This is a genomic window from Pseudoflavonifractor intestinihominis (assembly GCF_040096055.1).
GTDB lineage: Bacteria > Bacillota > Clostridia > Oscillospirales > Oscillospiraceae > Pseudoflavonifractor > Pseudoflavonifractor intestinihominis.
The window spans coordinates 22,267-42,588 of sequence record NZ_JBBMFK010000006.1; the positions used below are offsets into that span (position 1 = coordinate 22,267).

General features: G+C 63.0%; 17 protein-coding genes. 9 read left to right on the top strand and 8 right to left on the bottom strand.

The features are described 5' to 3' along the window. The first annotated feature begins 30 nt into the window (after window positions 1-30). A complete protein-coding gene (locus tag WMO64_RS05130) occupies window positions 31-717 on the top strand; it encodes a D-lyxose/D-mannose family sugar isomerase (RefSeq protein ID WP_349231229.1) in 687 nt (228 codons plus the stop codon). A gap of 116 nt (window positions 718-833) precedes the next feature. On the opposite strand, the gene WMO64_RS05135 is transcribed toward WMO64_RS05130, so the two are convergent. The 7 genes from WMO64_RS05135 to WMO64_RS05165 form a co-directional block, all read right to left on the bottom strand. Then, window positions 834-1,538: an L-ribulose-5-phosphate 4-epimerase gene (locus WMO64_RS05135; RefSeq protein ID WP_349231230.1), complete on the bottom strand. Its 705-nt coding sequence runs from the start codon at window positions 1,536-1,538 to the stop codon at window positions 834-836. A 5-nt stretch (window positions 1,539-1,543) separates the two neighbouring features. After that, complete coding sequence (araA, locus tag WMO64_RS05140; RefSeq protein ID WP_349231231.1) at window positions 1,544-3,025, bottom strand: L-arabinose isomerase; 1,482 nt, start codon at window positions 3,023-3,025, stop codon at window positions 1,544-1,546. 17 nt (window positions 3,026-3,042) lie between these two features. Continuing rightward, window positions 3,043-4,641, bottom strand: coding sequence for a xylulokinase (locus tag WMO64_RS05145; RefSeq protein WP_349231232.1), 1,599 nt, complete (start codon window positions 4,639-4,641; stop codon window positions 3,043-3,045). A 33-nt stretch (window positions 4,642-4,674) separates the two neighbouring features. After that, a complete protein-coding gene (locus WMO64_RS05150) occupies window positions 4,675-5,352 on the bottom strand; it encodes a GtrA family protein (protein ID WP_349231233.1) in 678 nt (225 codons plus the stop codon). Beyond that, window positions 5,349-7,751, bottom strand: coding sequence for a glycoside hydrolase family 2 TIM barrel-domain containing protein (locus WMO64_RS05155; RefSeq protein WP_349231234.1), 2,403 nt, complete (start codon window positions 7,749-7,751; stop codon window positions 5,349-5,351). Before WMO64_RS05155 ends, WMO64_RS05150 begins: the two co-directional genes overlap by 4 nt. A 69-nt stretch (window positions 7,752-7,820) precedes the next feature. Continuing rightward, on the bottom strand, window positions 7,821-8,219 hold the full coding sequence (locus WMO64_RS05160; RefSeq protein WP_294517482.1) for a hypothetical protein: 399 nt from the start codon (window positions 8,217-8,219) through the stop codon (window positions 7,821-7,823). 37 nt (window positions 8,220-8,256) lie between these two features. After that, complete coding sequence (locus WMO64_RS05165; RefSeq protein ID WP_349231235.1) at window positions 8,257-11,274, bottom strand: glycoside hydrolase family 3 protein; 3,018 nt, start codon at window positions 11,272-11,274, stop codon at window positions 8,257-8,259. 377 nt (window positions 11,275-11,651) lie between these two features. On the opposite strand from WMO64_RS05165, the gene WMO64_RS05170 reads away from it, so the two are divergent. From WMO64_RS05170 to WMO64_RS05205, 8 genes are all read left to right on the top strand, one after another. Continuing rightward, complete coding sequence (locus WMO64_RS05170) at window positions 11,652-12,716, top strand: GntR family transcriptional regulator (RefSeq protein ID WP_294517475.1); 1,065 nt, start codon at window positions 11,652-11,654, stop codon at window positions 12,714-12,716. A 27-nt stretch (window positions 12,717-12,743) separates the two neighbouring features. Continuing rightward, window positions 12,744-13,694, top strand: a complete 951-nt coding sequence (locus WMO64_RS05175) for an aldo/keto reductase (protein ID WP_294517473.1) — start codon at window positions 12,744-12,746, stop codon at window positions 13,692-13,694. A 101-nt stretch (window positions 13,695-13,795) separates the two neighbouring features. Beyond that, window positions 13,796-14,413 carry a uridine kinase gene (gene udk, locus WMO64_RS05180; RefSeq protein WP_294517471.1) on the top strand — a complete coding sequence of 206 codons (618 nt, stop codon included), beginning with the start codon at window positions 13,796-13,798 and terminating at the stop codon, window positions 14,411-14,413. A gap of 185 nt (window positions 14,414-14,598) precedes the next feature. Then, a complete protein-coding gene (locus WMO64_RS05185) occupies window positions 14,599-15,354 on the top strand; it encodes a DUF4358 domain-containing protein (protein ID WP_349231236.1) in 756 nt (251 codons plus the stop codon). 89 nt (window positions 15,355-15,443) lie between these two features. Continuing rightward, window positions 15,444-16,847, top strand: coding sequence for an MBOAT family O-acyltransferase (locus WMO64_RS05190; protein WP_349231237.1), 1,404 nt, complete (start codon window positions 15,444-15,446; stop codon window positions 16,845-16,847). A 17-nt stretch (window positions 16,848-16,864) separates the two neighbouring features. Further along, on the top strand, window positions 16,865-18,022 hold the full coding sequence (locus WMO64_RS05195; RefSeq protein WP_349231238.1) for a DHHW family protein: 1,158 nt from the start codon (window positions 16,865-16,867) through the stop codon (window positions 18,020-18,022). A 95-nt stretch (window positions 18,023-18,117) separates the two neighbouring features. Next, a complete protein-coding gene (locus WMO64_RS05200; RefSeq protein WP_349231239.1) occupies window positions 18,118-18,984 on the top strand; it encodes a DMT family transporter in 867 nt (288 codons plus the stop codon). Between the two features lie 417 nt (window positions 18,985-19,401). Continuing rightward, window positions 19,402-19,674, top strand: coding sequence for a DUF6514 family protein (locus WMO64_RS05205; protein WP_349231240.1), 273 nt, complete (start codon window positions 19,402-19,404; stop codon window positions 19,672-19,674). Between the two features lie 129 nt (window positions 19,675-19,803). Here the strand turns inward: WMO64_RS05205 and WMO64_RS05210 are convergent, their stop codons facing one another. Beyond that, window positions 19,804-20,307: a hypothetical protein gene (locus WMO64_RS05210; protein WP_294517456.1), complete on the bottom strand. Its 504-nt coding sequence runs from the start codon at window positions 20,305-20,307 to the stop codon at window positions 19,804-19,806. Between the last annotated feature and the right edge of the window lie 15 nt (window positions 20,308-20,322).

The window sequence follows — 20,322 nt, forward strand, 5'->3', positions numbered from 1 at the left end:
TCCATGATACCAAAAAGGAGACCGTGCTGTATGAAACGCTCTGAAATCAATGCCATCCTGCGGGATGCGGTGGATTTTTGCAAAGAAATGAATTTCCGGCTGCCGCCCTGGGCCTATTGGAGCCCGGAGGACTGGGCGCGGGCCGGGCATGAGTGCGACGAGATCCGGGACAATATGCTGGGCTGGGACATCACCGACTATGGCCACGGGAGATTCCGCGAGATCGGACTGGCCCTCTTCACCATCCGCAACGGAAACCTGCACAACAGCAAGTACAAAAAGCCCTACGCGGAGAAGCTGCTTATCTCTCAAGAGGATCAGCTCTCCCCTAACCACTTCCACTGGAGCAAGATGGAGGACATCATCAACCGGGGCGGCGGCAACCTGATGGTCCAGGTGTGGAACGCCACGGAGGATGAGGAACTGGCGGATACGCCGGTGACCGTCCACCTGGACGGCGTGGAGAAGACGGTTCCCGCCGCCACTGTGCTCCGCCTGACGCCCGGCATGAGCATCACCCTGCCCCAGAGGCAGTACCACGCCTTCTGGGCGGAGAAGGGCCACGGCCCGGTGCTCATCGGCGAGGTGTCCATGACCAACGACGACAATGTGGACAACCGGTTCTATGAGAAGCAGGGGCGCTTTCCCACCATCGAGGAGGATGAGACCCCGCTCTACCTGCTGTGCAACGAGTACCCCGAGGCAAAGGGGCGGTAGAGCGCTGCAATTGTCCGCACCGAGCGGGGATGACGGCCCGGAACGGAGCGGCACAGACCATGACGAATCACGGAGCGCCCCGGACGATTTTCGTCCGGGGCGCTCCGTGATCGCGTTTACGCGTGCTGTTTCTGCCCGTAATAGGCGTTGGGTCCGTGCTTGCGAAGAAAATGCTTGTCCAGCATGGCCTGGGGCGCGGCATGGGCGGCAGGGCAAACCTGCCGGGTGAGAATGGCCATACGGGCCACCTCCTCCAGCACCACGCTGTGGTATACCGCCTGAGCCGGGCTGCGGCCCCAGACAAAGGGGCCGTGTCCGGCGCAGATCACGCCGGGGATGTAGTCCGGGTCTATGCTCCGGCTCTGGAAGGTCTCCACAATGACCCGGCCCGTGTTCCCCTCGTAGTCTCCGTCGATCTCCGCCCTGGTCAGGCGGCGGGCGCAGGGGATGGGGCCGTAGAAGTAGTCGGCGTGGGTGGTGCCGTAGCAGGGGATGTCCTCCTCCGCCTGGGCCCAGGCCACGGCGTTGGGGCTGTGGGTGTGGACCACCCCGCCCAGGTGGGGGAAGGCCCTGTAGAGCGCCAGATGGGTGGCCGTGTCGCTGGAGGGGTTCAGGCTGCCCTCCACCGTGTTGCCGTCCAGATCCACCACCACCAGGTCCTCCGGCGTCAGGGATTCGTATTCCACGCCGGAGGGCTTGATGACCACCAGACCCCGGTCCCGGTTGATGCCGGACACGTTGCCCCAGGTGTAGGTCACCAGCCCCCGGCGGGGCAGCTCCACATTGGCCGCCCACACGGCCTGCCGCAGTTCGTCCAGCATGCCGCTCACCGCCCTCTCAGCTTCCAGGCCAGGTCGGAGAGGAAGAGGTCGTGCTCCAGACGCTCCGGCGTGGTGCCTGCGGTGATGTGGACGAACTCGATGTCCATCATCCTGGCCCAGTCCCTCATCTGCCCGGCGGTCACGTCGTAGCTGAGGACGGTGTGGTGGGCGCCGCCTGCGGTAATCCAGCACTCCACGCCGGTGGTCAGGTCGGGGAGGGGCTGCCACATCACCCGGGCCACCGGCAGGTTGGGCATGGGGAAGATGGGCTTGACGCAGTGGATATCCTGGCAGATGAGCCGGAGACGGCCTCCCATATCTATCAGGCTGACCACAATGGCCTTGCCCGCGTGGCCCTCAAACACCAGCCGGGCGGGGGGCTCCCGGTCGCCGATGCCCAGGGGGTGGACCTCGATGCGGGGCCGCGCCGCCGCCACCGAGGGGCACACCTCCAGCATGTGGGCGCCCAGGCTGTACTGGTTGCCCAGCTCCAGGTGGTAGGTGTAGTCCTCCATAAAGGCGGTGCCGCCGGTCTGGCCCTCGCTCATGGCCTTGAGGATGGCGGTCATGGCCGCCACCTTCCAGTCGCCTTCGCCGCCGTACCCGTAGCCCTGGGCCATCAGGTGCTGGGTGGCCAGGCCGGGCAGCTGGCGCATGCCGTACAGATCCTGGAAGTTGTTGGAGAAGGCCCTGCAGCCTTCGCCGTCCAGCATGGCCTTCATGGCCAGCTCCTCCCGGGCCTGGTAGCGGATGACCTCCAGGTCGTCGGGGTTCAGGTCGTAATTCTGCCGGTACTCCTCCACCAGGGCATCGATCTGCCCGTCGGTGACGGCGTCCATGGTCTCCACCAGACGGCCCACCGGCCAGGTGTTCACCTGCCAGCCCAGCTTGATCTGGGCCTCCACCTTGTCGCCTTCTGTGACTGCCACCTCCCGCATGTTGTCGCCGAAGCGCATCACCTTCAGCGAGCGGGAGAAGGCCACGCCCACGGCGGCGCGCATCCAGTCTCCCAGGCGGCGCTGGACGGCCTCGTCCCGCCAGTAGCCGGCGATGACCTTCCGGGGCAGGCGGAGCCGGGCGCCCAGAAAGCCGTGCTCCCGGTCCCCGTGGGCGGCCTGGTTCAGGTTCATGAAGTCCATGTCGATCTCTTCGTTGGGGATGTCCCGGTTGTACTGGGTGGCCAGATGGCAGTAGGGCTTGCGCAGGTCCACCAGCCCGTTGATCCACATCTTGGAGGGGCTGAAGGTGTGGCACCAGGCCACGATACCGGCGCAGCGGGGGTCGTGGTTGGCCTCCCGGACCAGGTCGGTGATCTCACCGCAGGTCTTGGCGGTGGCCTTGTACACCAGGGGGCAGGGGAGGCGCCCGGCGGCGCTGAGGGCGGCGGCCATCTCGGAGGCCCGGGCGGCCACGGTCTCCAGCACCTCCGCGCCGTAGAGGAACTGACTGCCCACCACGAACCAGAACTCATAATCATGCATGCTCATGCTGTTGACTCCTTTATTCACAACGCGTTTACGGCGGCGCGCTCCACCGCCAGAGCGGCACAGTACCGGTCCAGAAAGACGGCGAACCCCGCCCGGTCCTCCGGAACGGGCATCATGCAGCGCTCCCGGACATTGGAGAACACCCGCTGGGACAGGTAGTCCGCCAGGGTCTCGCCGGGTGCTCTGTTCACCGCGTAGGCGGCCAGCAGGGCCATGCCCCAGGGGCCGCCCTCGCCCGCCGTCTCCATCACCGCCACCGGCACGTCCAGCGCGCCCGCCATCAGCCGCTGGGCCACGCCCTCCACCTTGAACAGTCCGCCGTGGCCGTTGAGCCGGTCCAGGGCCACCTGCTCCGGGCCGGTGAGAATGTCCATGCCCAGCTTCAGGGTGGCCATGGCGGCCCAGAGGTGGGCCCGCATCAGGTTGGCCAGGGTCAGGCGGCTGTCCGGGCGGCGCACCAGCAGAGGCCGGCCGCCGGTCAGACCGGTCACCGGCTCGCCGGAGTAGTAGTTGCAGGCGGTCAGGCCGCCGCAGTCCGGGTCGCCCTCCAGGGCCTTGCGGTAGAGCAGGGTGTACAGCCCGGTGGTGTCCAGCCGGGCGCCGGCGGCGGCCGCCGTCTCGCCCAGCAGACGGACCCAGGCGTCCAGGTCGGAGGTGCAGGTGTTGCAGTGGACCATGGCCGCCGGGGCCCCCGACGGGGTGGCCACCAGGTCGATCTCCGGGTAGACCCTGGTCAGGGGCCGCTCCAGCACCACCATGGCGAACAGGGAGGTGCCAGCGGACACATTCCCCGTCCTGGGGGCCACGCTGTTGGTGGCAACCATGCCGGTGCCTGCGTCCCCCTCCGGGGGACAGCAGGGCACGCCGGGCTCCAGTGTGCCGGTGGGGTCCAGCAGCCGGGCGCCGGCAGCGGTTAGAGTGCCCGCTGCGGTCCCTGCCAGGAGCACTCTGGGCAGCACCTGCCGCAGTGTAAAACTGTGGCCGTGGGCCTGGAGCAGGCCGTCGAACCGATCCAGCATGTCCTGGTCGTAGTCCACGGCGTCCGGATCGATGGGGAACATGCCGGAGGCGTCTCCCACCCCCAGCACCTTCTCCCCGGTGAGCTGCCAGTGGACGTAGCCGGCCAGGGTGGTGAGAAAGTCCAGATGTGCCACGTGGGGCTCGCTGTCCAGCACCGCCTGGTACAGGTGGGCGGCGCTCCACCGCTGGGGGATGTTGAAGCCCAGACAGCCGGTCAGCTCCTCCGCCGCCTGGGCGGTCTTGGTGTTGCGCCAGGTGCGGAAAGCCGTCAGTTGGCGGCCCTGCCGGTCAAAGGGCAGGTATCCGTGCATCATGGCGGACACACCCAGAGCGCCCGGACGGCGCAGGGTGACGCCGTACCGCGCCCTGATCTGGGCGGCCATCTGGGCGTAGGCAGCCTGGATACCCTGCCACATGTCGTCCAGATGGTAGGTCCACAGCCCGTTTTCCAGGCGGCTCTCCCAGCTGTATGCGCCGGAGGCCAGTGGGGCGTGGTCGGGCCCGATGAGGACCGCTTTGATGCGGGTGGAACCCAATTCAATGCCAAGCGCCGTGCCGCCGCTGAGGACGGCCCGGGCCATTGCCTCCTGTTCCATAGAAATGGCTCCTTTACGCTGGCCTGTGCAGGGTCAGCTCTGGGATTTGCTCTCAGGAAAGATGATTTTCATGATGGGGAAGAACACCCAGAAGGCGATGCAGCACTGGAGGAAGGCGGCCACCAGGCCGCCGGGCCCCTCGCCGATGGTGCTGTAGAGCCAGGGCTGGTACACGCCGTACAGGGCGTTGGCCCCCACGGTGATGACACAGAAGGCCAGAAAGTACCACATGGCCTGCCAGGCCACGTTGCCGTCGGACTTGAAGGTGACCTTCCGCTGCATGAAGAAGCTCACCACCTGGGAGAGGATCAGGGGGATGAAGGTGGCCAGAAAGTAGGCCAGACCGCCGTGGGCCAGGTAGTCGCCGGTGATGCCGTTGAGGGTGGTGTGCACCAGGGTGTTCACCGGTCCGGCGGTGAAGTTGAATACGTAGTAGGGATTGAGGCCGGTGACGGTCTCCCCGGCCACCGTTACGGTGGTGACAGCCGCCGGGTCGCCGATGGGCCCGAACAGGTGCAGGTCCACGTCCACCAGCCCGGTGGCCTCAAAGACGGGCTGGAGCACCGGGATGAGTACCACCTGTACCAGAGTGGCCAGATTGCCCACCAGGAAATAGGTGATGAACTGGGCAATTTTGGGGTGCCTGTGCCACAGATCCAACAGCTTGCGGATGGGGCCGGACTGGCCCAGCTTTTTTACGCTGCCGCTCATCTGCCGCCCTCCTCCCGGCAGGGCACGCTGGCCTGGGCGCTGCCGTAGGGGCTGTCGGCCCGGACCGTAATGGTACCGGTCCCGTCCGCACGGACAATGGCCAGAGCCTGGCCGTAGTAGGTGTCGGTGGTGTCAGTCAGGTAGCCCCGCTCATTGTAGGGGCAGGCGCTGCCCAGGGCCAGCAGCTCGCCGCCCTTCACCGCCACATGGATTTCCCCGCGGGCCAGGGGCTTGAGGCTGCCCTTTTCGTCCGTATATCTCAGGCGGATATAGCATAGCCCTCCGGCTGTCACCTGAGCCTGCTCTGGCTCCACGGCGAGACAGGTCTCCTCTCCGGCGCTGGAGAGGCTGGTGCGGCCTAGCTCGGCACCGTCGGAGCTGTAGACCACGGCGGTCAGCTCCCCCGGCTGCCAGGCCACCCGGAAGGCCGCCCGGCTGTCCCGGTCCAGCCGCTTCTCTCCCATGGGCCTGCCGTTGAGGATCAGGGCCACTTTGGCGCCCCGGGCGTAGACCTCCACCCGTGTCTCCTTGCCCTCACAGCCGTTCCAGGCCCAGGTCTCATGGGTGTTGCTCATGCGCCAGGCAGAAGGAGAGTGGGGCTCGAAGGCGTGGTCGGCGGGGACCACGCCGATGCGGATGGGAGACAGCTCAAAGGCCACCTGGGTATAGGCGGTCTGGCCGGTGGGTGCGCCGGTCAGGTCCAGCACGCCCACGCCAGCGGCGATCCAGCCGGGGCCGTGGTCAAAGTCAGGGGCGTAGCTCTTATACTCCATGGCCCCCAGGCCCACCTCGCCCAGATAGTCCATGCCCGTCCACACAAAGTCGCCGATGAGGGCCGGGTACTCCTTGGCCATGTCCCAGAACCGGGCCGCGTCGGCACAGAAGGTCTCGCTGCCCAGAATGACCCGCTGGGGGTACTTCTTCAGGTCCCGCAGATAGCGCTTTTCTCCGTAGTTGTACCCGGCTACGTCCAGCCTGGCAAAGGAGTCCCGGGTCCTGACGTCGCTGCCGTGGAGGGTGGCGCCGAATTTCATGAAGTCCGCGCCCAGCAGACCGGCCAGGTTGTTGAAGAACTCGCTGCCCACGGCCTTCTTCTTCGCCGGGGCGCTTTTGCGCCGCTCCGCCTTGGCCGCCTCCTGCTCTGCCTTCTTGTCGCTGTACACGCCCAAGCCCATGGAGCTGAGGAAGTTGAAGAAGATGTTGATGCCGCAGGTCACAGGGCGGTCGTCCAGCTGGTGGAGGTACTCCGTCATCTGCCCGGTCAGCTCAATGCTACGCTTCTGGGCGGTTTCGGACACCTCGTTGCCGATGGAGTACATGACCACGCTGGGGTGGTTGAAGTCCTTGCCCACCAGGTCCCGCAGGTCATTTTTCCAGTTGTCCGGCATGTGGGAGGCGTAGTCATACCGGGTCTTGTGGATGTACCACATGTCGGCGTACTCGTCCAGCACCAGCATGCCCAGCGTGTCGCAGGCGTCCAGCAGGGCCTTGGAGCAGGGGTTGTGGGCACAGCGGATGGCGTTATAGCCCGCCTGTTTCAGCAGGCGCACCTTCCGCTCCTCCGCCTCGGGGAGGGTGACTGCCCCCAGAATGCCGTTGTCGTGGTGGATGCAGGCGCCCCGGAGGATGACTCGCTCGCCGTTGATGCACAAGCCCTGCCTGCTGTCGCAGGCGACGGTGCGGATGCCGAAGGACTCCTCCCGCACATCCTCGCCGAAGACTGCCCGGCAGGTGTAGCACTTGGGGTGGTCCGGGCTCCACAGCTCCGCGCCGGGGAGGGGGACGTCCACCGCGCCGCCGGGATTGCAGCTGCACTCGGTGCGGGCGAGCTCCCGGTCCCCGTCCAGAATGGCGACCTGGACGTTGCCGGGGCAGGACAGGGCCAGGGACACCCGTACAGTGGGGTGGACATGGTCCAGCGTCTGGATCTTCAGGCCGTCGAGGCCGATGTGAGCTTTGGGGAGGACATGGAGCCATACCGGGCGGTAGATGCCCGCGCCGGAGTACCAGCGGGAGTTGGGCTGGTCGGCGTTGCGGGCAATGACCCGGAGCAGGTTCTCTTCTCCCAGCCGTACCTTGCCGGTCAGCGGGACGTAGAAGCCGGTGTAGCCGTAGGCGTGGAAGGCGATCTGCTCGCTGTTGAGCCACACCTCGGCGTTGCGGTAGACGCCCTCGAACTCCAGATATACGTCCCGGTCCGCCCACTCTGCCGGGGCTTCAAAGACCTTTTCATAGACGTAGTCCCGGCCCTGGAACCAGCCCGTGTTGGTGCCGCCCGCCGACTCCGCTGTGCGGGGCTCGGAGAGCATGGCGTCGTGGGGGAGGCTGACGGGAATGGCCTTGTCCTCCTCGCCCAGGTGGGCCACCAGCCAGCCGGAATTCAGGGAGAAAGTTGACATAATGAGACCTCCATATTTGAGACTCCGACCCGACCGGCAGAAGCTCCGGCCGGGTCGGACAGGGACGGCTTAGGCCTTTTTTTGGCGGAAGCAGCTGGACACCGTGGCCAGCACCGCGGCAGCCATCATCAGGCCCAGGAAGGTTATAATCATCTGGAAGGAACTTCCGGAGTTGCCGATGGCGATCTGGTTGAAATAATTGGACATGGTCATCAGTTCCCGCTTCAGGTAGAGGCCGAAGGCCAGCACGTAGCACACGCCGGGGGCAATGGGCAGGAAGGGAAGACCGGTGGCCCAGGCCGCCCCGGCGCAGACGGCACCGGCCAGGAGAAGGAGAAAGGCGGCGGGTAGGAAATCACCGACGGACTGGCCGTAGATCAGCAGGGCTAAGGCGGTGACAATGGCCAGCACGGCGGCAAAGAGCCCCACAAAAGAGCCTGCGGTTCTGTTTTTGAAGAATTCTTTCATAATGCACCCCACATTTCAGACAGATTGACAGGGAATGTCACTGGATTCCGGCGCTCCGCTTTTTGCGGAGAAGGGCGGAGGCATACAGCGCGCAGGCCGCCGCAGTGAGCACGCCGACAGTGCAGTCCGCGGCAATGATAACGGTTTTCCACCAGGGGTAGACAGTAACAAAGGTGGTGTCGGGATTCAGGCCGTTGATCAGGTTGGTGTGGACAAAGGCGTAGTAGAAATTGTGGTTTGCCTCCCGCAGCAGGCCCAGCAGGTAGCCGTCGTCGTTGGCTTCGATGTAATTTTTCAGCTCTACATTCCGCAGCTCAGCGCCGGGAACCACCATGTTGTAGAAGCCGGACATACACCAGAAGTCGGTGCCGCCTACCAGGCCCTCCAGGGCGTGCTGGTAGTTGTTCATGGCGGCGTCGGAGATGATGACGCCCTGGAATCCCCACTCGGAACGGAGGATCTCCCGCTGCAGCGCGGCGCTGTGGCCCACGTAGGTGCAGCCCATGCGGTTATAGGAGGTCATGGTGCCCAGGGCGCCGCCCTTGGTGAAGGCGCCCTCAAAGGCCTTCAGATAGATCTCCCGGGCGGTCTGCTCGGTCATAAAGGTGGCCAGGTCGTGACGGTTGGTCTCCTGGTCGTTGCCCACAAAGTGCTTGATGCTGGCGCACAGGCCCTTGACCTGCATGGCCGCGGTCTCGCTGGCTGAGCAGAGGTAGGCCAGAACGGCGTCCTCGGAGTAGTACTCAAAATTCCGGCCGGAGAAGGGGGTGCGGTGCATGTCTCCGCCGGGGGCCCAGAGGTGGGAAACGCCTGCGAAGATGGCGTCCTCAGCCAGGAAGCTGCCACGTTTGGCCAGCATGTCCAGGTTCCAGGTGGCGGCTGCCAGGGACTGGCCCACATAGGCGGTGGGCGTGGCGGTCTGGTCGCCCTGGAGGTAGGGGCCGCTGACGCCGCCGGGGCCGTCCTGATTGCGGGATTCCGGCTTGTTGACCTTGTCCACAGCGGGGGAGGACCAGGTCTCATCGATGATGGAGACCATATCGTCCAGGGTAAGCTGGTCCAGGAATTCGTCCCACACGGGGCTGTCGTAGGTCTCGTCCTTCATGTCCACAAAGGTGATGCCGTTGTCCGCTCCCATGGTGAAGGAGCGGATGGAGGGGGCGTCGTCAGGCGTCTCGTAGAGGTGGCCGTCCAGCTCCCGGATCATGTCCTCAGTGGCGGTCAGACCGGTTACCGGCTGGGGGAAGGTGCCCTCCCAGTCCTGGCGGGTCAGGTAGGTCACGCTGTTATCGATCCAGTGATTGAGGTCCGCGTCGTCCAGCTGATTGGTGACCTGTACGCCGGTCTGGAGAGAGTATTTGTAGGTCTCCGTATCCAGTTGGGCCTGACTCCAGGTGTAGGTCTTTCCGGCGTCACCGGGGACGCTTTCGCCGTCCTGGTCCACCAGGCCGTCGGCGCCCTTGGCCGCCAGGACATTGTTCAGCGCGTCGTGGGCGTCGCTGCCGATGGCGAGGTAGTAGTCCCCCGCGTCCAGAATGTAGCCCTTTGCGTTAGTGTAGTCGTAGCTGGCCAGCAGATACTTGTCACACGTCACGGTGACCGGCTCAGACTGGCCGGGCTCCAGCAGGCCGGTCTTGCCGAAGCCCAGCAGCTGGATGGCGGATTTCTCCACCAGGTTCTCCCGGTCGTAGTCCGTGTAGGGCGTCTGGGCGTAGACCTGCACCACGTCTTTTCCGGCGGTGTCGCCGGTGTTTGTCACGGTCACGCTGACGGTGAAGGTGCCGTCCGCCTCTGTCACGCTGTCCAGGGTCTGCTGGAAGGTGGTGTAGCTCAATCCGTAGCCGAAGGGATAGACGACCTCATCCGCGTAGCTCCAGGCACCGTTCTGAGAGGCGAACACGCCCGAACCGCTGGACGCACCGCCCTGCCCCAGGACACAGTCTTCATAGCGGGTCTCATAGTACTTGTAGCCCACATAGATGCCCTCAGCGTACACCATGTAGTGGGTGACATACTTGCCGTCGTCCGCGCAGTAATCCGTGATCTCGGTGCTGTTTTCAAAGGTAAAGCTGCCGTAATTCTGCACGGAGGGGGCGGAGAGGGAGCTGGCGGCGTAGGTGTCCACCAGACGGCCGGAGGGATTGGCCGCCCCGGTGAGCAGGTTGACCACCCCACGGAAGCCCACCAGGCCGGGGTTCCCGATCCACAGGCAGGCGTCCACGTGGTATTCGTCCAGCCATCCCAGTTCCAGCGGGTTGGGGCTGTTGTTGATGAGGATGATCTTGTCGAACTGGCCGGACTGGTAGATCATGTTCAGCATGTCCTTCTCATCCTGGTGGAGGGAGAGGTAGCTGACGCCGTCCTCGTCGGAGGTGGGCAGGTCGCTGTCCTCGCCGCAGGCCCTTGTGAGGACTACGATGGCCACGTCGTTGTAGTCGGAGAAGGTGGATTTCAGTTCGTCGGTATAGAAGGAGATAGGCTCTTCGCCGATGGACCAGGAGTCCGTGCCGCCGTAGGTGCCGGCGGACTGCTCGTTGGTGACCACGATTTTTCGGGTGGTGGGGCTGTTCAGGTAGGCCTGATAGAGGGCCTCGTTGATGGTGAAGCCCTCGTCCTTGAGCGCCTGATAGAAGCTAACCTCCCGGCTGGGATCGTTGTCGCCGCCGCCGGAGTTTCCGTGATACAGCGGCTTGGCGGACCCGCTGCCGAACAGGGTGACCCGGCGCTCGTCCTGCGCCAGAGGAAGCGCGTTGTTGTCGTTCTTTAGCAGAACCGCGCCCTCTTCCATCTCCTGGACGATGAAGGCGTCCTCGTCCGCGTTCAGGCGGTCAAGGTCCTCCTCCGTCAGGTGGTTGACATCGCCGTAGTCGCTCTTGTAAAAAGCGGTGTCCACCGTGGAGCTGGATTCCGACTCCACGGCCTTGCGGGTGGTGACGTTCAGGGCCGAGTTGATCAGGTTTTCATACCCCCAGGCCACGTTTGTCATGACAAACAGAAATGCCAGCAGGACTGCCAGCACTGACGTCAGACCCCGCCAGAGTGCTTCCTTTTTCATTCCGGAAAACCTCCCCTAAAATAATAGCCCATGTGGTGGTGCCGCCAGCGGTGCGCCTTCGCCGGCAGGACGGACAGGAATTTGCTACGGCCGTACCATTTGCTGAGTATACGGTATCAGACGGCAGGGGGTTTTACAATATATTTGTCTTGAAGAAAATGTTTTATGGTCAATGAAACAATATAAATTTTAGAAAAGTTATAAAAAGAAATACAATATAAAAAATATATGGACTATAGTTGATAATTTCATTTATTATGATATAATAAATGAAAAAATAAAGAAAAATAAGAAGGGATGAGAAGAGAAAAAGAACGGAATTTGTATTGATTTTTGAGCAAAAACATATCTGATCTGTACAGAGAGGGGGCGGCGCTATGGCCTTTAAATATCTTCAGCTGGCGGCTCAGCTTCAGGCGGAAATCGCCCGGGGCACCTTCCCGGACAAGCTGCCCACCGAGCAGGAGCTGACCCAAATCTACTCGGTCAGCCGCCAGACGGTGCGGCAGGCGTTGGACAAGCTGGTGGAGCTGGGACTCATCGAGAAGCGGCAAGGCAGCGGGTCCCGGGTGCTGGACCGGGGCCGCTCCGGCGGCAGCGACCGGATCGCGGTGGTCACATCCTATTTAAACGACTACATCTTTCCCACGGTCCTCCAGGACATCCAGGCGGTGCTCAGCCGGAAAAACTACTCCACCCTCCTCTACTCCACGCAGAACAAGGTGTCCAACGAGCGGGACATCCTCCAGGGCCTGCTTCACCAGCCGGTGGGCGGGCTGATCGTGGAGGGATCCAAGACCGCTCTGCCCAACCCCAACCTGGACCTGTACGAGAAGCTGGACCTGGCGGGCATCCCGGTGGTGTTCATCCACGGCAGCTACGGGGCGCTGCCGGGGGCGGTGTGCGTATCGGACGACAACTTCGGCGGCGGGTATCAGCTGGCCCGCCATCTCATCGCCCGGGGCCACACCAAGATCGCCGGCATCTTCAAGAGCGACGACATCCAGGGCCACCAGCGGTATCTGGGCTACCTGGCCGCCATGCGGGACGCCGGATTGCCTCTACCGGACGACCGGGTCCTGTGGTACACCACCGAGGAACGGCGCTACCTGCTGGACTACGGACACAACGACTTGCTGAAACACTTTACCCAATTTTACCTCAAGGACTGCACGGCAGTCATCTGCTACAACGACGAGATCGCCGACCGGCTCATCCGCATGCTCCTGAGCACCGGACACAAGATCCCTGCGGACACGGCAGTGGTCAGCTTTGACAACAGCTATTACAGCGACCTGTGCCCGGTGCGCATCACCTCTCTGGCCCATGAGGCGCACAGGCTGGGCGGTATGGCCGCCGAGCTGCTGCTGGAGCGGATGGCCGGACGGCAGGTCCAGTCCCAGTCCATCACCTGGCGGCTGGTGCGCAAGGAGAGCGGCTGAGCAAACAAGAGAAACGGGAGGAATACCATGAAATACGGAACCATTTCCGGGCTGGACAAGCCCGTGTCCCGGCTGGTGCTGGGCTGCGCGGACCTGAAGGACACCGCTGTGCTGGACGCGGCGGTGGACGCGGGCGTCAATGCCTTTGACACCGCCCATGTATACGGCGGCAGCGAGGAGCTGCTGGGCCGCTGGCTGAAGGGCAGGGACCTGGATAAGCTGGTCATTGAGACAAAGGGCTGCCATCCCACGCCTCTGCGGCCCGACCGGGTGACCCCGGCCTGCCTGGTGAAGGACGTGGAGACCTCCCTGCGGCGGCTGGGGGTGGAGTGCATCGACCTGTTCCTGCTCCACCGGGACAGCCATCACGCCCAGGCGGGGGAGCTGGTGGAGACCCTCAATGATCTGAAAAAGCAGGGCAAGCTGCGGGCCTTCGGCGGGTCCAACTGGACGGCAGAGCGGATTCAGGAGGCCAACGACTACGCCGCCGCCCACGACCTGGAGCCCTTTACCGTGTCCTCCCCTCACTTCGGCCTGGCCTGTCAGATCCGGGACCCCTGGGGCGGCGGCGCGGGCTGCGTCACCCTGACGGGAGCCGACCGGGAGGGGGAACGGGCCTGGTACCGGGAGAGCGGCACGGCGGTGCTGGCCTTCTCCAGCCTGGCCCGGGGGATGCTGTCGGGCAAGATCTCCGCCGCTGACCCCAAGCGGGCGGACAAGCTGGACGCCGCCGGGCGGCGGGGATACGACTGCCCGGAGAACTGGGAGAGGCTGAGGCGGGCGGAGGTCCTGGCCAAGGAGAAGGGCTGTACCGTGGCACAGCTCTCCCTGGCCTGGCTGTTCCACCAGGACATGAACGCCTACGCCATCTTCTCCACCGGCAACCCGGCCCGCATCGCCGCCAACTGCGGCGCGCTGGAGGTGGCCCTCACCCGGGAGGAGTGCCGCTGGCTGAACCTGGAGGCGGACGGACGCTGAGAAATTCCCACCCATTACCTGCAAATATGGGCAAAACGCCTTTCCAGCGGACCGGAGAATGTGGTATACTGAGACGATAACAAAAAAGGGGGAAACCCAGGATGAATACCATGGTGATCGGCATCGCCGGTGGCACCGGCTCCGGCAAGACCACCCTGACCAAGCATCTCATCGACAGCTTTGGCGGCAACATCTCGGTGGTGTACCACGACAACTACTACAAGGCCCACCCCAACATGACCTATGAGGAGCGGGCCGCCCTGAACTACGACCATCCAGACGCCTTTGACACCGACCTGATGGTGGAGGACCTGCAGACCCTCTGCTCGGGCAAGACCATCCACTGCCCGGTGTACGACTACACCATCCACAACCGGTCCACCGAGACGGTGGAGGTCAAGCCCACCAAGGTGGTGATCGTGGAGGGCATTCTGATTTTTGAGAACAAGAAGCTGCGGGACCTGATGGACATCAAGATCTTTGTGGACACCGATGCGGACGTGCGCATCCTCCGCCGGATCCTCCGGGACGTGAAGGAGCGGGGACGCAGCCTGGACAGCGTCATTGACCAGTACCTCACCACAGTCAAGCCCATGCACGAGCAGTTTGTCCAGCCCTCCCGGCAGTACGCCGACATCGTGGTGCTGGACGGCGGCCACAACCTGGTGGCCCTGGAGATGATCACCCAGCGGATCAGGAGCCACGTGGAGGAGCTGTAACACCAAGTCCAACAGAACAGCCGCCCCGGAGGAGAAGGGTCCTTCCCCCGCGGGCGGCTTTTTGCGGAAAGTTTTTTTCACAGAGCGGGAACTTTTTGTCCATGGGGTCCGTCAAAGACTGCGGTTTCCCAAAAGGGGAGATACACACCCCATTTGATATTATGGATCAAAGGAGTTTATCTGATATGAACAAGAAGTTTCTCGCTCTGGCCCTCTCCGGGGCCCTGACCCTGTCCCTGCTGGCCGCCTGCGGCAGCCCCGACGCTGCGGGCTCCACGCCCCCTGTGTCCACGCCGCCCGTTACCGAGAGCCTGACGCCCAGCACCACCCCCACGCCTGAGGTCACCCCCAGCGAAACTCTGGAGCCCAGCGAGAGCGTCCAGCCCAGCGAGACCCCGGAGCCCTCTGAGAGCACGCAGCCCAGCGAGAGCCAGAAGCCCGCGGAGAGCACCAAGCCCAGCGAGAGCCAGAAGCCCACTGAGAGCACCAAGCCCAGTGAGAGCCAGAAGCCTTCTGAGAGCCCCGCGCCCAGCGAGAGCCAGAAGCCCTCTGAGAGCCCCTCCGCCTCTGTGGTCCAGTCCATCTGGAACGAGGTGTCCGGCCTGGAGCGGCCTGAGATGATGGACCTGGACGCCGCCCTGCTCTCCGACCTGTACGGCATTGACCCCGCCGACCTGGTTGAGTTTGTGGCCAAGATGCCCCTGGTGAGCGCCAATATCAACGAGTTTCTCATCGCCCAGTGCGCCCCCGGCCGGGTGGACGCGGTGAAGGCCGCCTGCGAGTCCCGGCTGGCCACTCTGCAGAGCAGCGGCAGCCAGTACCCTGAGACCGCGAAGCTGCTGGACAACTACAAGCTGGTCACCAGCGGCGATTACATCCTCTTCTGCATCGACGGGAACGCCGACGCCATGGTGGAGGCCTTTAACACCTACGCAAAATAACGCGTGACGGCGGCCCAATCCGGGCAGACTATTGACAGAAAGGCGGGACGGGGTGCGTTTCCGTCCGAGATCCGGCAGGAGGGTTTGGTTTGGTATTTTCCAGTGTTCTGTTTTTGTTCTACTATTTTCCGGTTGTCCTGCTCGTCCACTATCTCTCGCCGGTAAAATGGCGCAATGCGGTTTTGCTGGTGTTCAACCTGATTTTTTACGGCTGGGGAGAACCGATTTACATTCTGCTCATGGTGTTTACCATTGTGGTGGACTATGCCGACGGGCTTCTGGTGGGCCGCTTTAAGGCCCAGGGGCGGGACGGCGCGGCCAGGATAGCAGTGGCGGCAGCCATCGTGATCAATCTGGCCCTGCTGTTCTTCTTCAAATACTGGGACTTTATTGCGGGCAGCCTGGCGGCTGTGGGTCTGAACTTCATGCCAGAGCTTGGCCTGCGCCTGCCCATCGGAATCTCCTTCTATACGTTCCAGACCATGACGTATCCGGTGGATGTCTACCGGGGAGACGCCAGACCCCAGCGCAGCCTGGTCCGCTTCGGTACCTTTGTCACCCTCTTCCCTCAGCTTATCGCCGGCCCCATCCTGAAGTACAAGGAACTGGCCGATCAGGTGGACGAGCGGAGCTGGAGCGTGGAGCAGTTTGCCTCCGGCGTGCAGGTCTTTGTTGTGGGCCTGGCCAAAAAGGTGCTGCTGGCCAACAACATCGGCATGCTGTGGGACACCTATAAGGCCATGGACTCCAGCCAGCTGACCGTGGCCGGCGCCTGGCTGGGCGTGCTGGCCTTTGCGCTGCAGATCTACTTCGACTTCTCCGGTTACTCGGATATGGCGGTGGGTATGGGCCGGATGCTGGGCTTTGAGTTCCTGCGCAACTTTGATTACCCCTACATCTCCAGATCCATCACGGAGTTCTGGCGGCGGTGGCATATTTCCCTGGGCTCCTGGTTCCGGGAGTATGTGTATATCCCCATGGGAGGCAACCGGGTGGGCCGCTTCCGACTGTGCTTTAACCTGATGGTGGTGTGGGGGCTGACGGGCATCTGGCACGGCGCCAGCTGGAACTTCCTCCTCTGGGGACTGTACTTTGGCGTGCTCATCATCGCGGAGAAGCTCTTCCTCCTGAAGTGGATTGAGAAGTGGCCTGCCGCATGCCAGCACCTGTACACGCTCTTCCTGGTGCTGGTGAGCTGGGCAATCTTCGGCCTGGAGGACTTCGGCCAGATGGTAAGTTATATGCAGGCCATGTTCGGCGGCGCTGCCGGAGGACTGGCGGACAGCGCCTTTGGCTATTATCTGCGCTCCTACCTGCCCATGCTGGTCATCGGCGGCGTGGCTTCGGCACCCTTGGCCCGGGTCTTGTGGGACAAACTCTCCCAAAAGGCGGAAAAGGTCGTGCTCCCCGTGCTGCTGCTGGCCGGTCTGGTGCTGTGCACCGCCTATCTGGTGGACTCCACCTATAATCCCTTTATCTACTTCAACTTCTGAGTCAGGAGGACCATGGAATGAGTAAACGGTACAGTATTTTCCTCACCGCGCTGTTCTGCGTATTTCTGGGCGTGCTGACCACAGCGACCGCGCTGGCGCCCGACCGGGAGACCTCCGAACTGGAGAACCGTTCCCTTCAGCAGCTGCCCACCCTCACCGCTTCCGATTTCAGGCTGGCCTGGCCGGTGGAGAACAGCGGAAGCTTCTTTAACGGCACCTTCATGAAAGAATTTGAGACCTACTGCAATGACCAGTTTATCCTCCGGGACAGCTGGGTGGCCCTCAAGTCCTCCTCCGAGCGGGCGGTGGGCAAGCAGGAGAACAACGGTGTCTACTTCTGTGACGAGGACACCCTCATTACCCGTTTTGACCAGCCGGATCAGAAGCGGGTAGACACCAACGTGGGTTATGTGAACCAGTTTGTGGCCAATGCAGGCGTGCCGGTGTACATGTCTCTCATCCCCGGCGCCGCCACCATCTGGGCCGACCGGCTGCCCGAAGGCGCCCCCAACGCCGACCAGAAGGCGGTCATCGACGGCATCCAGGCCAGCAGCGACGCCATCTGGTACGACAGCTATCAGCAGCTGTGGGACCATAAGGACGAGGATATCTTCTACCGCACCGACCACCACTGGACCAGCCTGGGCGCCTATTACGGCTATGTCTCCCTGATGAACGCCCTGGGCATGGAGCCCGTGCCCCTGGACAGCTACACCAAGCAGACCGTGTCCGACAGCTTCTACGGCACTGTGTTCTCCACCTCCGGCGTCCGCTGGGTCAAGCCTGACGACATCGACATCTATGTCCCCGACCCCGGCGTGGAGGTCACCTCCTGGTTCACCGGCGAGCCGGAGGAGGGCGCACTGTACAACTGGGACCGCCTGGACATCAAGGACAAGTACACCTTCTTCATGGGCGGCAACCAGTCCCTGGGCGTCATCAAGAACCCCAACGTGGACGGCCCCAAGATCCTCCTCCTGCGGGACTCCTACACCGACAGCCTGGTGCCCTTCCTGACCCAGCACTTCTCTGAGATCCACCTCATCGACCTGCGCTACTACCGCTACTCCATCCCCCAGTATATCAAGGACAACGACATCGACATGGCCGTGGTGCTCTACAGCGTGTCTAACTTCGTCACCGACACCAACCTGTTCACCCTCCGCCAGCCCTGAGCTGGCGCGGCCTTGCCAGCGCCTGCATTTTAAGGTATCATAAATGGACGGACGCAGCCGCGTCCGTCCATTTTTTACGAAACAGGTGTTGACCTATGACCAAGCTGGCCGCCAGTCCCAAGGCGGTGCTGTTCCTGGGGGTGCTGGGGGCGGCCTTTTCCTCCTTCTTTGTCCGCTGGTCCCAGGCGCCCTCCCTCTTCACCGCCACCTGCCGCCTGGGCTGGACCGTGGTATTGCTGCTGCCGGTGCTGCTGCTGAAGCATCGGGAAGAGCTGAAGGCGCTGAACCGGCGGGACATCCTCTCCTGCGCCGCCAGCGGGGCCTTGCTGGCCCTCCACTTTGCCAGCTGGTTCGAGTCCCTCCGGTGGACCTCGGTGGCCAGCTCCACCGTGCTGGTGAGCACCGAGGTCATCTTCTGCGCCCTGGGCTTTTCGCTCTTCCTGAAAGGGAAAATTCCAAAGCTGGGGGTGGCGGCCATTGCCCTGGCCTTTGGCGGCAGCGTGGTGCTGGCCCTGTCCGACGGCGGCGGAGGCAGCGGCGCCCTGTACGGCGACCTGCTGAGCCTGGCCGGGGCGGTGTTTGTGGCCCTGTACACCCTCATCGGACGGGTGGAGCGGGGCCACATGTCCACCACGGTGTACACCTTCTTCACCTACCTGTCCAGCTTTCTCACCCTGCTGGTCCTGGACCTGTTCACCGGCACGCCGGTGGCGGGGTACCCGCCCAGGGAGTGGATCATCGGCCTGCTGCTGGCGGTGGTGTGCACCCTGCTGGGCCACAGCCTGTTCAGCTGGAGCCTGAAATACCTCAGTCCCTCCTATGTGTCGGCGGTCAAGCTGTGCGAGCCGGTGTTTGCCACCGTGCTGGCAGTGCCCCTGTTCGGGGAGCTGCCCGGGCCGGCACAGGCGGCGGGCGGCGTGTTGGTGCTTGCCGGCGTGCTTCTCTACACCAGGGCGGAATAGGAGACAAAAAACGGCGCTTCCGTGTGAGCGGAAGCGCCGTTTTTTGCAGTCAAAAATCCTTTTAAAATGACTTAATTCTACAAAAATGTTTAATATTATATAATTTTATATAAATATACAAAAATAGAAAAAATAGAATAAAAGTGGGGGTTTATATAGAGAGTAACCGGTATTTCCCGGGAAAATATACCGATGCAAGAGGGAAGATATACCGTAAGGGGAAAGTTTTTCTCGACAAAAATCCCCATAAAACGCGCGCCTTCGCCCTCCGCGGCGGGAATCAGGTTTACCGATAGCAGCGGAAGGCAACATAATACCGGCTGGGCGGTCGAAAAGTGCGAAATATTACCCTTTCTAATTATTGGATAGTACAATATAATGTAGCCAGTGTGTAAAAGCAAAGGAGGAAAACGCAAGATGAGGGAAATGTTTGTAGGTACCCGGGAGGAACAGGGCGAGGATGGGCGGGCCGTCCGCTGCGATTACTACATCCTGATCGACCAGATGGAGGTGGGCGGCAGCTTTGCCTGTGAGAGCTACGGCGTGGGCATCGCGGAGTCTGACGGCGAACGCGTGGACCTGCCCAACATCACCACCAGCGCCGCCCGGATCGACGAGCTGATGGAGCTCCTGACCCGCAATGCAGTTACCCCCGCCTCTCTGCGCGACGTGGTGGAGGACTGGCTGTAAGCAACGCAGTCAGGGGCTCTCTTTGCGCCTGTCCCTTCCTTGGTACAACAACATGAACTGCTGAAACACACGCTATAACCTGCAAAAACAGCAGCCTGTCAGGCCATTGGCCTGCCGGGCTGCTGTTTTTTAGTCGTCCCATCCGCCGCTGTTCCATCCGCCGTCTCCGCCGGAGTCCCATCCGCTGGCGTCCCATCCGCTGGCGTCCCATCCGCCTGGGGACTGGGCGCCGCTCCCGGCTTTGGGCCGGGAACGGCCGGAGGGAGGAAAGCGGGGCTGGAAGGGGGTACCCATGGCCCGGTCCGCCTGCCAGGCCCGCCACAGCCGGATGGCGGCAAAGACCACCCCCGCGACCCAGGCCACGGCGATGATGACGCTCACTACCAGCAGGCAGAGCAGGGCCAGGACCAGGATACCGATGGGATTTTTGAACACGATGGACAGGATGCCCGCGTTGGCGAAGGTCTTGAGCGCGCCCAGCAGGGCGGGCAGCACAAAGCGGATGCCGTAGAACAGGCCCACGGCATAAAAGGCGCAGGGCACCATGGCCTTGAGTCCGGCGCACAGCAGGCCGATGACCAGCCCTGCGGCGGCGCACAGCCCCAGCCGGAGCAGCTCCCGTTTCAGCATCATGAACATGACCTCCTC

Excerpts from the sequence above, each read along its gene's own strand:
- WMO64_RS05145 (WP_349231232.1), bottom strand. The coding sequence starts at position 4,641 with ATGGAACAGGAGGCAATGGCCCGGGCCGTCCTCAGCGGCGGCACGGCG.
- WMO64_RS05165 (WP_349231235.1), bottom strand. The coding sequence starts at position 11,274 with ATGAAAAAGGAAGCACTCTGGCGGGGTCTGACGTCAGTGCTGGCAGTC.
- WMO64_RS05205 (WP_349231240.1), top strand. The coding sequence starts at position 19,402 with ATGAGGGAAATGTTTGTAGGTACCCGGGAGGAACAGGGCGAGGATGGG.
- WMO64_RS05175 (WP_294517473.1), top strand. The coding sequence starts at position 12,744 with ATGAAATACGGAACCATTTCCGGGCTGGACAAGCCCGTGTCCCGGCTG.
- WMO64_RS05155 (WP_349231234.1), bottom strand. The coding sequence starts at position 7,751 with ATGTCAACTTTCTCCCTGAATTCCGGCTGGCTGGTGGCCCACCTGGGC.
- WMO64_RS05185 (WP_349231236.1), top strand. The coding sequence starts at position 14,599 with ATGAACAAGAAGTTTCTCGCTCTGGCCCTCTCCGGGGCCCTGACCCTG.
- WMO64_RS05195 (WP_349231238.1), top strand. The coding sequence starts at position 16,865 with ATGAGTAAACGGTACAGTATTTTCCTCACCGCGCTGTTCTGCGTATTT.
- WMO64_RS05200 (WP_349231239.1), top strand. The coding sequence starts at position 18,118 with ATGACCAAGCTGGCCGCCAGTCCCAAGGCGGTGCTGTTCCTGGGGGTG.
- WMO64_RS05160 (WP_294517482.1), bottom strand. The coding sequence starts at position 8,219 with ATGAAAGAATTCTTCAAAAACAGAACCGCAGGCTCTTTTGTGGGGCTC.
- WMO64_RS05130 (WP_349231229.1), top strand. The coding sequence starts at position 31 with ATGAAACGCTCTGAAATCAATGCCATCCTGCGGGATGCGGTGGATTTT.
- WMO64_RS05170 (WP_294517475.1), top strand. The coding sequence starts at position 11,652 with ATGGCCTTTAAATATCTTCAGCTGGCGGCTCAGCTTCAGGCGGAAATC.
- WMO64_RS05135 (WP_349231230.1), bottom strand. The coding sequence starts at position 1,538 with ATGCTGGACGAACTGCGGCAGGCCGTGTGGGCGGCCAATGTGGAGCTG.
- udk (WP_294517471.1), top strand. The coding sequence starts at position 13,796 with ATGAATACCATGGTGATCGGCATCGCCGGTGGCACCGGCTCCGGCAAG.
- araA (WP_349231231.1), bottom strand. The coding sequence starts at position 3,025 with ATGAGCATGCATGATTATGAGTTCTGGTTCGTGGTGGGCAGTCAGTTC.
- WMO64_RS05210 (WP_294517456.1), bottom strand. The coding sequence starts at position 20,307 with ATGATGCTGAAACGGGAGCTGCTCCGGCTGGGGCTGTGCGCCGCCGCA.
- WMO64_RS05150 (WP_349231233.1), bottom strand. The coding sequence starts at position 5,352 with ATGAGCGGCAGCGTAAAAAAGCTGGGCCAGTCCGGCCCCATCCGCAAG.